The sequence below is a fragment of the Listeria cornellensis FSL F6-0969 genome, from assembly GCF_000525855.1.
In the GTDB taxonomy this organism is placed as follows: Bacteria; Bacillota; Bacilli; order Lactobacillales; family Listeriaceae; genus Listeria_A; species Listeria_A cornellensis.
The window spans coordinates 12,664-28,524 of record NZ_AODE01000007.1; the positions used below are offsets into that span (position 1 = coordinate 12,664).

Consider the following 15,861-nt stretch of genomic DNA (forward strand, 5'->3'; position numbering starts at 1 on the left):
GAACAACTACTGAACAAAGACGCCTCGGCAAACCAAAAGAGCCACAATATGCATGAGAGCGAAGCGAGCATGTAATCCCCCAGCGGCGATGACGACGGCCTCACCTTGAGTTAGTCCTCCAATATGGCTAGGAGCAAAGCAAGTAAGCGAACCCCCAATACCCCATTTTTAAACCCAATCTTCAAAACTTCTTTAAAACCTAATATTTTGGTAATAATTTGTTCATCTTTTATGGGTAAAGTAAGGATATGAGGAAATTTCGGAAGGATTTGATGGGATATGTGGCGGAAATTAGTGTTATTTGGCGGATGTTTACTTGTGGCGGTTGCTTTGTTTGGTTCGATTAAGGCGTATTCAGCGAAGGTCAAGGATATTGACTTATCGGATACAACCCCGATTGTGCTTGTCCACGGAACGCATGGGACGGCGAATTCGTTTAACGGGATGATTTCGCGAATGACAGCTACATATGGCAAATCCACGGATAAAGTGATTGTGTTGGTGAAAAAAGATGGCACGCTAGAATATCAAGGGACGCTAAGCGCCAAGTCGAAGAATCCTTTTATCCAGATTGTGTTTGAGAATAATGACGCACCGATTGCTCAAGAAGCCGAGTGGGTTGACGCGGTAATAAAGGATATTCAGAAGAAGTATCATGTGACGCAATATAATGCGATTGGGCACTCGAATGGGGGCTTGGCGCTGACTACGTATGCGGAGGAATTGGAAGATGATTCGTCGCCTACAATGGAAAAATTGGTCGTGATTGGAACGCCATTTAATGATTTAGATTCGGATGATAATGCGGCGACGACGGATTTTGTGGATGTAACGAATAGAACGGCGGAATTGCAGAAGTATATTGCGGATAGTTCCAATTTGGATGCGAATTTGAAGGTGCTCTCGATTGCGGGAGACTTGGAAAGTGACTCGGTATCGGATGGTGTCGTACCAGTGCAGAGCGCGCTAGCTTCACGTTTGATTTTTGATAGTGCAGTTGCGGAGTATAGTGAGCAGGTCGTGACGGGTTCGAACGCGCAACATAGTGATTTGCATGAAAATACGACGGTAGACGCGATTGTTGCAGCATTTATTTATTGAATTAAAAAACCTCTTATCGTAGTAACTATGATGTGCACATCAAGACTACAATAAGAGGTTTTCTTTATATCAATCTAATCTCTTTTTTTGCCTATTACAATATTAGTATACGTATTTACTGTTATGAAGTAATAAACGATGAATATCAATGTGAAGGCTCCCGTACTTATGCTGGCTGCGAGTGTTATGTTCATTTGCAACAAGTGGGCTAATGCGACAAGTGCGACAGAGCTGTGTGCAATTCCTAAAACAAGTGGGATTAAGAAGATGACGAGTACTTGTTTAGCGATCGTTTTACGAATTTCTTTTCGATCTAAACCGATTTTTTTCAAAATATCATACGTTAGCACATCATTATAGGCTTCCGTTAGTTGCTTGAAGTAGATGATACTTCCAGTTGCTGCTAGGAAAACCAGACCGATGAACATACCGATAAATAGTAAGACACCTGTTTCCCTCATCAACGCTTCATAATTCTCTGGGTAACTTCGGAACACTGCATTTTCTGGAAGTACTTTCGCCATTTGTTTGCTGAGTGCGACGGCATCTTTTGGTTGATCAATCATGATGGACTGGATCGTTGTTTGATTTTTGCTGGAGAGTGTATTTGCGACGTCATCGGAGACCACAAGTAGGCTGTAAAGTGTGCTAAAGGGTAATTCTGTGATCGTTTTTGTGACTGTTACTTTTTGAGGGGTGCTATTTTTTAAGGTGAAGCTTTGATTTAGTACATCATTTTCAGTAGTCAAATCAGACGAGATAAGTATGGCTTCATCGTCTTTTAGTGCTGCCATTTTTGAACTAGTATGTTTTTCTAGGGTTAGTAGTTTATTGTAAGCGGTGAGACTAATGACTGCAAAACCATCTTCTGGACCATACGCAGTTGGCATTTTGCGATCGCTTGTTGTTTTTACATAGTTGATAGTTGTCTCCTGATTCCCAGTCATTGGCGTTTTTGTATTGTTTTGTGCAAGTGTTAATGCTTGTTTATTACTTTTTTCATCCACGATATGATATTCGAAAGTCGCAGGATTATTCAAGCCAGCATCTTTATTCGCGTTGTTATAGAGGCCGCCGACCATGCCGATTGCAACTAATGTCATGCCGGTCAAAACCGCGATAGTAGAAAGCGTCCTGGCGTTGGAAGCGATTCGGAATGTGAGCTGTGAATTGCTGATAATATTCGTGCCATTATAAAAAATCCGTTTATTTTTACGAATCTTATTGAGTGAAAATGGTAGGAAGCTGTTGAGTAAGAGCACTGTCCCTGTAATAACGGACGTTAGGATGAGTAGCATGCCTGGCTCAAATTTGAGTTTTATCCAAATAGCATCCTCGGTTAGTAAGGGTTGTAAAGCAATAAAGTAGCCGCCTAAAATTAAAACGAGCGAGAGTATTGCTAAGAACGGATTACTTTTCGGTATTTTTTCACGTTTACTTTCTGAGTGGAATAGATCGAGTAATGTCGTCCGGTAAATGATGCGGTAACCGGTCACCGAGGTGATCAGTGTGATGATAATAAAAATAACAACTGTATTAATCATAGCATCGGTAGAGAAGACGAAATTACTAATTCCATCAAGCTTCATGATCTTGATTAGTATCGCGACGAATAGCTTTGACAAGAGCGTGCCGAGGCCTATCCCGATAATGAGAGCACCAATACCCATTAGAAAATTTTCATAAAAGAGCATCCGACCGATTTCTTTTTTGCGAAGGCCTAGAAGGGAGTAAATACCAATTTCTTTTTTTCGTTTGCGGGTAAAAAAGTGATTCGAATACAAAATAAAGATCGCGACGAAAATAATTAAGATAATCGAGGATGCGTTAAAAATGCTGGCAAGATTGTCGTTATTATCCATGAGGGCAACGACTTCTGGATCTTTTGACAGCGATACGAAGGTATAATAAATCATGATAGAGAAAATCATGGAGGCGAAGTAGAGAAAATAGTGAATGAAATTATGTTTGATGTTCTTTTTTGCTAAATCAAATAACGTCATTCATATCCCCTCCTAATTGCGCCAATACATCCAGAATTTTTTTGAAAAAAACTCTTTGCGGGTTTTTGTACCACGATAAATTTCAGTATAAAGCGCGCCATCCGTAATAAACAAAATTCGTTTACAGAAGCTGGCCGCATAAGCATCATGCGTTACCATCATGATTGTCGAATAGTCTTGTTCATTCAATTCTTTTAAATTTTCCAATAAATCAGTCGCTGATTTTGAATCAAGGGCACCAGTAGGCTCATCTGCAAAAATCAAGCTAGGGTTAGCGATAATGGCGCGACTTGCAGCGGTTCGTTGTTTCTGACCACCAGAGATTTCGTTGGGATACTTATCCAAAATGTCGCGGATATGGAATGTGTCGGCTACTTTTTCCAGTCGTGTTTCCATTTCTTTCACAGGACGTTTTGCGAGCGCAAGGGGTAAAATGATATTTTCACGGACACTCAGTGTGTCGAGTAGGTTATAATCTTGGAAAATAAATCCTAGCTGATCACGGCGGAATGAAGACATTTGTTGCTCATTCATTGTCCCCAATTCTTGACCGGAGATTTGAATTTCACCAGAAGTAGGTTTGTCGATGGTGGAGAAAACGTTAAGCAGCGTCGATTTCCCAGCACCACTTGGGCCCATGATGCCGACAAAATCCCCCTTTGTAATTTCCAGACTTATATTATTTAAAGCGGTATAGACATTTCCTTTAATACCATAAACTTTGCGAACATTCTTTGCTTGTAGAACTATTTCCATGTAAACTCCTCCTATATAGATGACTTCTACTCTTAGTGTAACGATAAAAGTGGGAGTAAACCATTGCCCAAGATGACATTATGGACAAGGGAGCTTACACTTTTGTAACGTGGTTTGGATTGAAAAAGATATTGTTCCTATTGTTTCCATGGTATACTTTTTGACGTAGATAAGGATAAGTCGGCTTTGGAAGGGGCGTACGGTTGTGAAAAAAATCGGGCTAATTGGTGGCATGAGTTGGGAATCGACGACGGAGTATTATCGGATTATCAATGAGACGGTTCGTGAAATGCGGGGTGAGCTCCATTCGGCGGAGATTATTTTGTATAGTGTGGATTTTTATGTGATTGAGCAGTTGCAGCATGAGGGGAAATGGGATGAGGCTGGGCGCGTTTTGGCGGATATTGCGATGAAATTGGAACGGGTTGGAGCGGATTTTATTGTGATTTGTACGAACACGATGCATAAGGTGGCGCGGCAGGTGGAGGACACGATTGGTATTCCGCTTCTACACATTGCGGAGCCTACGATTCGGGCGATTGGTGCGCGAAAATTGGAGCGGATTTTGTTGCTTGGGACGCGGTACACGATGGTCGAGGATTTTTATAAAGGACGTTATGCTGGTAGTGGAATTGAGGTTCAGATTCCAGACGCGACGGATCGCGACGTGGTGAATCGGATTATTTTTGAGGAATTATGTTTGGGCGTGATACGTGAGGATTCGCGGGCGAAGATGTTGGCGATGATTGAAAAAGCGAGCGCGAAAGGGGCGCAGGGCGTTGTTTTGGGGATGTACGGAATTGGAGTTGTTGATTCGGGAGCAGGACGTTGCGTTGCCAATCTTCAAAACCGCCGAACTTCACGCGGAATATGCGGCAAAGGAAGCCTTGCGATAAGGCGCTAAAACCGTTATAATTTGGATAAGGCGTAATGAAATTTTGAAAAGAGGTTTTTAAAGAATGGAAAAAAGCTCGATTTACGGGTTAACGATGGCGCAGCTTGGCGATTGGTTTGAAGAAAAAGGCGAGAAGAAATTCCGCGCGACGCAAGTGTGGGACTGGCTTTATGTCAAACGTGTCACAGAATTCGCGCAGATGTCGAACTTGAATAAAACGTGTGTGGATATGCTGGAGGAAAACTTCACGATGCATACGCTAAATGAACAAATTAAACAGGAATCTAAAGATGGTACGACGAAATATTTATTCCAACTATCGGATGGCAACTTGATTGAAACGGTTATGATGACGCATTCTTACGGGCTGAGTGTTTGTGTGACGACGCAAGTGGGATGTAATATCGGTTGTACTTTTTGTGCGAGTGGGTTACTGAAGAAGCAGCGTGACCTGAATGCTGGTGAGATTGTGGAGCAGATTATGAACGTGCAGCTTTATTTGGATTCGAAGGGCAATGGCGAGCGTGTCAGTCATATTGTGGTGATGGGTATCGGCGAGCCGTTTGATAATTACGATAACGTGATGGATTTCCTTCGTGTTGTGAATGATCAGAAGGGCTTAGCTATCGGAGCGCGTCATATTACGGTTTCGACAAGTGGCTTGGCGCCGCGCATTATTGATTTTGCGAATGAGGATATTCGTGTCAATTTGGCCGTGTCTCTACATGCGCCGAACAACGATTTGCGTACACGCGTGATGCGGATTAACAAGACGTATCCACTTGAGAAATTGATGGAAGCGGTCGAGTATTACTTGGAGAAAACGAATCGCCGTATTACGTATGAGTACATTATGCTAAAAGATGTCAATGATCACAGGCAAGAAGCGCTTGAACTCGCGGCTTTAATCGGTGAGAAACGCCATCTAGCTTGGGTGAACTTGATTCCATATAATCCGGTCGATGAGCATGATCAGTACCAACGTAGCGATACCGAGGTTATTGACGCTTTTTATGAAACTTTGAAGCGTAAAGGCATTAACTGTGTCGTTCGTCGCGAGCATGGAACGGATATCGACGCGGCGTGTGGCCAATTGCGTAGTAAACAAATTAAGAAAAAAGGCGTTCGGGAACGGATGCGTGAAAAAGCAGAGGCAGAAGCGAAACAAGAAGCAGCTGCGGAATAAGAAGAGAGCCTGCGATTTTGCGGGCTTTTCTTACATATAAGGAGACGATTTTTTATGAAAGCATTGGTGTTTAACGAGTTTGGAAATTCAGATGTATTGCAATATGTAGATGTTCCAGATGCCACGGCGCAAAAAGGTGAGATCTTACTTAGTACGACCGCGATTGGACTTAATTTTGCGGATATTTATCGTCGAAAAGGGAACTACCATCTTGTTGGTGAGCCGCCATATGTGCTTGGTTACGAGGGCGCGGGTGTTGTCGTAGCGCTTGGTGAAGGCGTGACGGAGTTTGCGGTTGGTGATCGTGTTGCTTTTGTGGATGTACCGCTTGCGAATGCTGAACTTGTGGCGGTTCCTGTATCTAAAGCGATTCCAATTCCAGATGCCATTCGTGATGACGTCGCAGCTTCTGTGTTGCTGCAAGGTTTGACTGCAAGCTACTTGGCAAAAGATAGTTACGCGATTAAATACGGTGACGTGGCGCTCGTTCACGCGGTAGCTGGCGGTGTCGGCCAAATGTTGACGCAAATCATCACATCGCTTGGCGGTCAGGTTATCGGCCTTACTTCCAGTGAAGAAAAAGCAGAAGTGGCGCGCAAACTAGGAGCCGAAGAAGTTTTGTTATACAGTGACAATTGGGCTGAAAAACTTGCTGGCAAAATCGATGTCGCGTATGATTCTGTAGGTTCGACGCTGATGGATAGCTTCACGGCAGTGCGCGATAAAGGAACGGTCGTTTTTTACGGCATGTCCGGCGGCAATCCGATTGCAGTGGATCCGCGTATGTTGATGGACACTTCCAAAACCTTGACTGGCGGTGATTTGTGGAGCTTCTTGACGAGTAAAGATGAACGTATCAAGCGCTCGCATGCTCTATTCGAAATGATTAGCAGCGGTAAAATAACGGTAAATCAGCCGCGAAAATTCGCGTTATCAGAAGGAAAAGCCGCGCATGATTTGCTTGAAAGTAGAAAAAGTACCGGTAAAATTTTGTTGATTCCTTAAAAAATAGCGGGCAAGATGGATGCGTATCAACATCCATCTTGCCCGCTATTTTTAGATATATTCGATGTACTAAGGGAAAAGCATCCATAAAACTACCGGAATTGTGATAATACTGAGAACCGTGCTGATAAAAGTAGTGCTGGAAACAAGATCTGGCTTCGTATTGAATTGCACGGCAAGTAAAGTTGTGTTAGCTGCAGTTGGCATCGCCGCAAGCAGGATCATAATTTGTTTCGTCATCGTATCGACAGGCAAGATCATCGTGAATAAAACGGCGATCATCGGTGAAATAAGCAGTCGTAAAATAAGCGAAATCGAGACTTTTGGAATATCAATTCGGCGGAACGAAATAACCGCGAGTTGCATCCCAAGTACAATCATAATCGTCGGAATCGCAGCGTCTCCAACGAGTTTTACGCATGTCATCACGCTTGCAGGAACCGGAAAATGGACCAATTGCAGTAGAATCCCAAGTAGCGCCCCATAAGCGACCGGCATCCGCACAACACGTTGCCAAACCATTTTCATCCCAGCGTTTTGCGAGCTTCCTCGCGCGGCGAAAAAGACCCCAATCGTGCTCATCGCGAGTTGTTGCAGCACCATCAAAATAACCGCGATATCAAGCCCCGCCGCGCCAAAAAATAAGCAAAACCACAGGCGTCCCGTAATTCCCGTTATTCATAAAAGCAGAAGCCAGAATCATCGCACACGCATCCTGAATATCGTAGTTCATCACTTTCGCAATTACATAAACAATCGCAATAATCGACAAACAAAGCCCGACAACAAAAATGAGTAAATAGGCATAATCGATCGTCAATTTATTCGTATAAAACGTATTAAATGCCAAAAACGGCGACATCAAATAAAGCGTTAACTTCGATAAATTCGGAATATCAAACTTGAGCGTTTTCTGCCCAATAAAGCCAATCGCGAAAATTCCGAAAATCGGTAGCAAAATTAAAACAAATTCCATCCAAAACATCCTTTTCCTAGTTAGAAAACCTTTTTACTTATTTTAGCATACTTTTTTAAATAGAATCGAAAAAATGAATTGCTCCCTGTGCAACCAAACTCTGTTCGCTCTTGCTCCAAAGCGATGGATTCAGCATCTAGTATAATGGTTTTTGCGCCAACATTTCCGCTTGTTTTGCAGGTATTTCAAGAAAATAGCTGGAAGTGTTATTTTTTTAATATCTATTTCACCGTATGTAAAGTTGCTTGCCTATTTTTATCCGACTTAATTATACAATTCACGTTGTTTTTCGCATTTACGAACGAAAAAGCGACGTTCACGACAAATTTAGCAATAACTCTTCTTTTAATGATATGATTATTTAGATTATAAATTAGAAAGGGAGTTTAGTATGAAAAAAATTCATTTTATTAAGGGAGTAACAGTAATGACGATTATGGCATTATCACTTACTGCAGTAGCACCATTAAGTAGTTTAGCAGAGGATGCAACTACGCCAAAAGCATCTGTTTTAGAAGGTGTATTGGCCTCGGAAGATGTCAAAGGAATTGATACAGACGTGAAGCTAGATGCTGAGGTATTATCTGATGATTTCGATTTAGAAGAGGCAGTTGCGGAAATGCCATCGGTTTCAGAAATGACGGAGGAAGAGCGTGCTCTATTTGATAGTATTGTAGAAGAACAAGCTGAGCTATCTGGTATTGAAGATTTGGCAGTTATGGAAGAAGCTTTGACAGATTTTTTCGATGCTGATGCTGAAACATACAATGATTTAGAAGCATCCCAACAGGATTTTGACGAACGTTTACAAGAATCAGAGAGTGGGGATACTGTTTCTATGTATAAAAATGATATACTTCAAGCACTAGCTCCAAAACAAGTCGAAGCTTTTCAAGTGAGATTAAGTGTAAAATGGGCAGGGGCTTTACTAAATACGGCTATTGGTTTCGCAGTTGGTGGTGGTGTTGGGGCTATTCAAGCTTTTATTATTAAAAAAGGGAAAAGAGAAGCTGAAAAGCTATTTTCTCGTACAGTTGTAAGTAGATTAAAAGCGTGGGGTGCTAAGAAATTAGCTGTATCCGTGGGAGTTGCGGTAACAGTCGCGCTTAATTACTTAGACATTGGAACGCAGATAGCTAAACAACTGGATAAAAGGGACAAACGACCGAATAATGGATATGTAGATATATACTGAATGTAGAGGTGACTTTTTTTGAAAAAATATATTGAAGTATGTTGTACTGTTTATATGGCTAACCGTTTCAATGTACTATTACTATGAAATTTTCCCAAGAACTATTACATGGTTCATCGTGAGTATTCCAGTAGTAGGTTTAGGATGTTTGTTGATTATAAAATTATTTGATAGAGGCAATCAGACACGTGCGTAAGAATCTACGCCGAGCGTGGTTGATAAGAAAAATCCCTGATGGAGCTTTAATCAGGGATTTACATAATGAGGAGAGTGTTATATGGGACAATATATACCTATAACAATGGTTGCTGTATTTATTATTGCTATAGTAGTATTAACAATAATGATTAGAAAATCAGTAAAGAAGTGAAGTGCTAGTATACTAGGGATGTTTCGCTTTGTTGGTCCGTTTTTTAATGTAGCATACTTTTCCATGACTTATAAACTTGTGCATCTTGGCATACAAAAGCTCCCTTATAAAGTAGATTTGGAGTTTTTGTTTCTCCATTGTCTACTCTATAGGGAGCATATGATATCAAACTCAGCGACTACATTCCTATTTACTTACTGATTTCTTACCTTGAGGACGAATGTCTTTCACGAATAGACTCAGAATCAAACCTACAACCGCGAAGGCTACGGCAACGAGGAAGGCTGCTTGCATACCGTCAAGGTTCGCCGTCATCGCTTGGCTAGCAAAACCTTTTGGATCGGTCATCGCCAAAGCTTTTTCAGGCATGTTGTTCTTCGTTACGTTACTTAGTACAGTGATTAGAATCGCCGTACCAATCGAACCGGCAACTTGGCGAATCGTATTGTTCACCGCGGTACCGTGGCTCATCATGTTCAGTGGCAACGAGTTCATACCAGCTGTTGACATCGGCATCATGACCATCGAAATACCGAAGAAACGCACGGCGTAGAAGACGATAATGTACATAGTAGACGTGTCTTTCGTCAAGAACATGAACGGAATGGTACCTGCAACAAGCAACGTCATACCAACGATTGCGAGCAATTTCGGCCCGATTTTATCGAAAATAATACCGGTAATCGGGCTCATAACACCCATCACGATCGCACCTGGAAGTAGTAATAATCCAGAGTGTAGCGCCGTTTCACCAAGAATCGTTTGAATGTAGAGCGGTAATACGATTTCTGCGCCAATCATGGACATCATGACGATGGCACTAATAATGGTTGAAAGTGTGAAAACTGGTGATTGGAAAACGCGAAGTTCGAGCATCGGTTTTTCCATTTTCAGTTGACGCCATACGAATAGGACTAAACCAATAATGCCGACTGCGAACATGGTAAGCACTAGGCCATCTGTCCAACCGTCTGTACCCGCGCTACTGAATCCGTAAAGTAGAGCACCAAAACCGATTGTAGAAAGCGCAATCGAGAGAACATCGATTTTCGGATTTGTCAGTTCTACCACTTTTCTCATAGCGAAGAAGGCGAAGATGATATCAAGAACGGCAATTGGAATCAAGATGATGAAAAGCATTTGCCAATCATAGCTGTCAACAATCCAACCTGATAAAGTGGGCCCAATAGCTGGTGCAAAAGCGATAACTAGTCCGACCATACCCATTGCTGCCCCACGACGATCTGGTGGGAAAATAAGTAGGAAAATCGTTTGCATTAGAGGCATCAGGATTCCGGCCCCTGCCGCTTGAATGATACGTCCAGTTAGTAGTAATGCAAAGCTGTCTGAGAAAGCTGAGATAACCGTACCAATTGTAAAGACGATCATCGCTGTTAAAAATAGTGTTTTCGAGTTGATTTTACCGATTAACATAGCCGTAATCGGAATCATAATCCCGTTTGTAAGTAAGAATGCGGTTGTTAGCCATTGTCCCGTTGCTGCTGTGATGTTTAAGTCGGTCATAATGTGTGGAAGAGCTGTTGATAGAATTGTTTGGTTTAAGATAGCAACGAATGCCCCCACAAGCATTACTGTCATTAGTAACAAACGATTATAAGGTTTCCCCTGGATGTCAACAGGTCTTTCTGCGTGCGCTGTTTGTGTCATGTTCAATCTCCTTTTGATTTAAAAGTAATTAGTTCACTTAATTAACTATTTGATTATTATAGGGCAAATTAGGAAAAGAGTCAATGGAAAACTTTAAAAAAATTTGGAATTCGAAAATGATAGCGCTATCTTTGTTTGCAGACCTATTTTTAGGATGGAAAAAAATACGGCGAGCAGAAATGAAAACCCTGTTCACCGTATTTTTTGATTGTAAAATTTACCGACCGTCGCCGTATTCCCAATTAGTGATTGTATCATTTTCATCGAATGTCACGAGGACATCCGCGACACCTTTTACAGTCAGGATACTTTCTTCAAGTCGATCTTTGACGTCATCCACCTGAGCGAGCGTCATTTCTGGATCGAGTTCTACCTCCACTTCGACATGGAAAAAGTCGCCTTCTTTTAGAACGGTAATGACTTGGATATCTTGCACGTCGGGATCTGTCATGACTAGCTGGCCAATTTGAACTTGCATCACTTCGTCAGACTCTCCAATCGCGCCGGCCGCATTATCGAGGAATACCTTGCCGACAACGAGGAACATGAGGATACCGATGAGGACAGAAGCGATTCCTTCTGCTTGATGGTAAGGCGTGTAATAGGAGATAATAATTGCAATCATCGCTAAAAGCCCACCACCAGTTGCTACCGAATCTTCGAGGAAAACGAGACGAGTCGCCGCTTTTGCTTTACCAAAATTCGCGAGACTATCTTTGAAAAGCTTGAGGCCACGCGATTCCAGGCCAACATCATGCGCGATTTCATGCATCGCCTTCACGAGTACGAAGCCTTCTAGAATGGTACAAACAGCCAAAACGATAAGGTTAATGAGGAAACCAGTCGATTCTGTTGGATGGAAAATGTGCGCGAGACCTTCTTTAATCGTTTCGAATGCCATGATACCAACGATAAGGACAGCGCCGAGAAGCACGAGATTCACGACACGACCAAAGCCATTTGGAAAGCGCTTCGTTGGGCGTTTTTTGCTGAGTGCAGAACCAACGAAGACGAAAAATTGATTGGCCGCATCCCCGAGACTATGAAGCGTTTCGGCGAACATGGCGACATTTCCTGTGAAGATGTAGGTGGTTCCTTTAATGATGGAGACAAGCACGTTGACGATCGCCGCGGTGAGTGCTGATTTGTTTCCCTTTTTTAGCAGTTGAAATATTTCTTTCAAATTGGGTTCCTTCTTTCTACATAAATGGATCAAAATAATCGTATTTGGTTACTCCACCCTGTATTGGTTTACTTATTCGGATGAGTTCGTTCACAATTTTTTTTTTGCATCGTCGCCAAAAACGGGAAGTGGCTGGTAGTTATTTTCGTTTAAGCTACCGTCTGAATTTTCGTACGTTGGGACGATGGAGATGTTTTTAAGAACTACTTTACCATTATCTTCTGTGAAGCGCAATCGGAACATCGAGGTCATGCGAGAAAGCAGGGTTGGATCGGCGCCAAAAGCGAAGTCTCCCATGCTGTATACGATGTATTTACCGTTATATTTTTCCACGCTTTCGAGGCGGTGAGGGTGAGAGCCCATGATGATATCCGCGCCGGCATCAATGATGGCATGGCCGTATTGGGTTTGGTAATCGACGGGTGTTGCGCGATATTCGACGCCCCAGTGCATATTGACGATAACAAGATTATTTGGTTTTTTATATTTTTTTACGTCCGCTTCGATTTTTGCAAGATAGCTCGCGGATTGTTGGCTCGAGCGGCAATCGTAACCGAGTAGTATGGTTTGGATACCGCCGATTTTGGTGATGAGCGGCATATTTTTATTGAAAACGGGAATATCGTTGTCTTGAAAAGCTTTTAGCGTGTCGTCATAGCCAACTTGGAAGTAGTCCATTGTGTGGTTGTTGGCGAGATTGGCGGCATCGACACCGCTTGCTGACAGGAACGCGACGTGCGCTGGATCGCTTTTAATGCGCCACATCTTCACTTCGGCTCTGGCCGCATTCGTGAAGGCACTCTCGGCGTTGATAACGGTGTAGTCATCAGATTTGAACCACGGTAAGCAGTTTTGATAGACGTACGTGTTGGTGCCGTTATTTTTCTTGAAAACATTGTCGAATTTGAGGTGCTCAGGCGTTTCGGGATAGGTGCCGAACGAGTTGTCGCCGACCATAGTTAGTGTGATGACGCCTTGTTGCTTGAGACCTTGTTCATAGTTTGCTGCAGCTGCGTAGAACCACTGGTATTGCGTGGTTTTGGTGATATCACTAAGCTTGTTTTCACTCGTGACAAAAGTTGGATAGACCTTTCCGAGCGCTTTTTTATCGGCTTTTCCGGATTTGTATTGTTGTAGCGTTTTTAGGCAAGCGGTTAGATTTTTGACGTACGTGCTGTTGGTGTCGCTTGCTAATTTGTACTGTTTTGTGTTGCTTACTAGAGCGGATAATTGCTTTTGTGAAGCAGTATCTCCGCCTGAATTAGCTAGAGATTGGAGCGTTGATTTCGTTTGTTTGGAGAGCTGTTGAACGGATTTCTGGGTGATATTTTTGAGCGGTTCAGATTTTGGCGATTGATTTAAAGAATGGACGATCCAAAAAATTCCTGCTGCAAAAAATAGAATGATGATGCCTAGACTTATGAGTGTTTTTTTTCTTCATTGTTGCCCCTTTCAAGAGCGGTTTTCTTTTTAGTATAGTATGTTAGTGGGGAAATGGCAATATGAGTGCGGGCGTAGGGAGCAATCGATCCATGTTCGCGAATCGTGTTTATCGCCTCCGGATCCAGCTTCGGGAGCCAGATCCTCGAAAATTTCGTGCCCTCCAAAAAAATCAAGGGAGGATTTTTCCTGCGGCCCCTAACAATTTTTTTTCGGATCTAACGGGCTCCCTCAGCATTTCATCAGATCCAGCTTCAACGGCCAGATCCTCGAAATTTACACAGCCTCCAAAAAAATCAAGAGCGGATTTTTCCTGCGCCTGTTCAAAATTTTTTTCGGATCTAACGGGCCGTTTCAGCTTTGTTGTGGTTCTTAGGAAAGGTATTGTATTTCCTTAGAGCCTCAATATGAGTGCGAGCCTAGGGAGCAATCGATCCATGTTCGCGAATCGTGTTTATCGCCTCCGGATCCAGCTTCGGGAGCCAAATCCTCGAAAATTTCGTGCCCTCCAAAAAAGTCAAGGGAGGACTTTTCCTACGCGCCCTAACAATTTTTTTCGGATCTAACGGGCTCCCTCAGCTTTTCATGTTATACTTAACAAAACACAATATAGATATGAGGTAGGGTTATGAAATTTGATAATATAAGTTCGGATATTGAGAAGGCGCTTGCTGGTTTGGGGGTATACGGAGGCGACGGAGGTGCAGCGCGAGGTTGTGCCGCTTGTTTTAGAAGAGAAGGATGTTGTGGTGAAGGCGCAGACTGGGAGTGGGAAGACGGCTTCGTTTGCGATTCCGATTTGTGAGCTCGTGGATTGGGGCGAGAATAAACCACAGGCGCTGGTCTTGGAACCGACGCGGGAATTGGCAGCGCAGGTTCAGGCTGATTTTACGAATATTGGTCGTTTTAAACGAATCAAGGCGACGGCGATTTTTGGGAAGTCTCCTTTTGCAAAACAGAAATTGGAGTTGAAGCAGAAGAGCCATGTTGTTGTGGGGACGCCTGGCCGGACGCTGGATCACATTGAAAAAGGAACGCTGAGCTTGGAGAAGGTGCGTTATTTGGTCATTGATGAGGCGGACGAGATGCTGAACATGGGCTTTATTGAGCAGGTTGAGGCGATTATTCAAGCCTTGCCTAAGAACCGCGTGACGATGCTTTTCTCGGCGACTTTACCGACGGATATCGCGGTATTGAGTGATAAATATATGAAGACGCCGAAGCATGTGGAAATTGCTGCAACGGGGCTGACAACAGCGGATATTACGCATGAAAAAGTGACGGTGAAAGATGATCGCAAAATGGTCGCGTTACGCGATACGTTGATTGTTCAGAACCCGGAGAGCGCGATTATTTTTTGTCGGACGCAAGAGCGCGTGGATGACACGTATGATCAGTTGCGCCGCATGGGTTATCCTGCCGAGAAGATTCACGGTGGTTTGACGCAAGAAGATCGTTTTGGTGTGATGAACGATTTTAAACGCGGTATGTTTCGCTTTTTAGTGGCGACAGATGTGGCGGCGCGCGGGATTGATATTGAGAATATAACGCTTGTGGTGAATTACGATGTGCCGCTTGAAAAAGAGAGCTATGTACATCGAACTGGCCGGACAGGGCGCGCTGGGCGAAGCGGGAAGGCAATTACTTTTGTGACGCCGTTTGAGAATCGTTTTATCGGTGAAATCGAGGAGTATATTGGTTTTGAAATTCCGCAGGTTGATTTGCCGAATGAAGCGATTGTAGCGGCGCGAAAACCAGCTTTTGATGAGAAAATGGAAGAAGCGCCAGTCGTGAAGAAGGACAAGAGCGCGGCGCTGAGTAAAGATATTATGAAGATTTATTTTAACGGCGGCAAAAAGAAGAAGCTGCGCGCGGTGGATTTTGTCGGAACGATTGCGAAATTGGACGGAGTTAGCGCGGATGATATCGGGATTATCACGATTGAGGATAACGTATCGTTTGTGGAGATTCTGAACGGAAAAGGTGCGCAAGTCGTGAAGGCGATGCAAACGGTGACGGTAAAAGGAAAGAAATTGAAAGTCAGCAAAGCACGGAGATAAGTTAGAAAAAGATGCCTAGTCAG

The 15,861-nt window shown here is 43.1% G+C and carries 8 protein-coding genes and 4 pseudogenes; 6 read left to right on the plus strand and 6 right to left on the minus strand.

From position 1 onward, the window contains the following. Positions 1-279: 279 nt before the first annotated feature. Positions 280-1,101, plus strand: coding sequence for an alpha/beta hydrolase (locus PCORN_RS02520; protein WP_051999192.1), 822 nt, complete (start codon positions 280-282; stop codon positions 1,099-1,101). A 74-nt stretch (positions 1,102-1,175) separates the two neighbouring features. On the opposite strand, the gene PCORN_RS02525 is transcribed toward PCORN_RS02520, so the two are convergent. Together PCORN_RS02525 and PCORN_RS02530 are read right to left on the minus strand one after the other, a co-directional pair. Then, entirely contained in the window at positions 1,176-3,104 is a 1,929-nt protein-coding gene (locus PCORN_RS02525) for an ABC transporter permease (RefSeq protein WP_036077265.1), read from the minus strand. Continuing rightward, positions 3,091-3,860: pseudogene (locus tag PCORN_RS02530) on the minus strand (ABC transporter ATP-binding protein). The gene PCORN_RS02525 and the pseudogene PCORN_RS02530 overlap by 14 nt, the downstream one beginning before the upstream one ends. Positions 3,861-4,065: 205 nt before the next feature. Here PCORN_RS02530 and PCORN_RS02535 point away from each other — a divergent pair. The 3 genes and pseudogenes from PCORN_RS02535 to PCORN_RS02545 all read left to right on the plus strand — a co-directional run bounded on the left by PCORN_RS02535 (position 4,066) and on the right by PCORN_RS02545 (position 6,946). Further along, positions 4,066-4,756, plus strand: a pseudogene (locus PCORN_RS02535) (aspartate/glutamate racemase family protein). Between the two features lie 63 nt (positions 4,757-4,819). Continuing rightward, entirely contained in the window at positions 4,820-5,941 is a 1,122-nt protein-coding gene (gene rlmN, locus PCORN_RS02540; RefSeq protein WP_036077267.1) for a dual-specificity RNA methyltransferase RlmN, read from the plus strand. 54 nt (positions 5,942-5,995) lie between these two features. After that, positions 5,996-6,946, plus strand: coding sequence for a quinone oxidoreductase family protein (locus PCORN_RS02545; RefSeq protein ID WP_036077270.1), 951 nt, complete (start codon positions 5,996-5,998; stop codon positions 6,944-6,946). 69 nt (positions 6,947-7,015) lie between these two features. Here the strand turns inward: PCORN_RS02545 and PCORN_RS02550 are convergent. Further along, positions 7,016-7,922 (minus strand): annotated as a pseudogene (locus tag PCORN_RS02550) (AEC family transporter). 391 nt (positions 7,923-8,313) lie between these two features. Between PCORN_RS02550 and PCORN_RS20000 the strand changes: the two are divergent. After that, positions 8,314-9,117: a hypothetical protein gene (locus PCORN_RS20000; RefSeq protein ID WP_241433047.1), complete on the plus strand. Its 804-nt coding sequence runs from the start codon at positions 8,314-8,316 to the stop codon at positions 9,115-9,117. A 556-nt stretch (positions 9,118-9,673) separates the two neighbouring features. Here the strand turns inward: PCORN_RS20000 and PCORN_RS02560 are convergent. From PCORN_RS02560 to PCORN_RS02570, 3 genes and pseudogenes are all read right to left on the minus strand, one after another. After that, positions 9,674-11,155, minus strand: a complete 1,482-nt coding sequence (locus tag PCORN_RS02560; protein ID WP_036077273.1) for a DHA2 family efflux MFS transporter permease subunit — start codon at positions 11,153-11,155, stop codon at positions 9,674-9,676. 217 nt (positions 11,156-11,372) lie between these two features. Further along, the gene (locus PCORN_RS02565; protein ID WP_036077276.1) at positions 11,373-12,338 is read right to left on the minus strand and encodes a cation diffusion facilitator family transporter; all 966 of its coding nucleotides are present in this window, start codon (positions 12,336-12,338) and stop codon (positions 11,373-11,375) included. Between the two features lie 16 nt (positions 12,339-12,354). After that, a pseudogene (locus tag PCORN_RS02570) lies at positions 12,355-13,508 on the minus strand (CapA family protein); the annotation flags it as partial. Between the two features lie 923 nt (positions 13,509-14,431). Here PCORN_RS02570 and PCORN_RS02580 point away from each other — a divergent pair. Then, positions 14,432-15,838, plus strand: a complete 1,407-nt coding sequence (locus tag PCORN_RS02580) for a DEAD/DEAH box helicase (RefSeq protein ID WP_051999193.1) — start codon at positions 14,432-14,434, stop codon at positions 15,836-15,838. Positions 15,839-15,861: the final 23 nt, after the last annotated feature.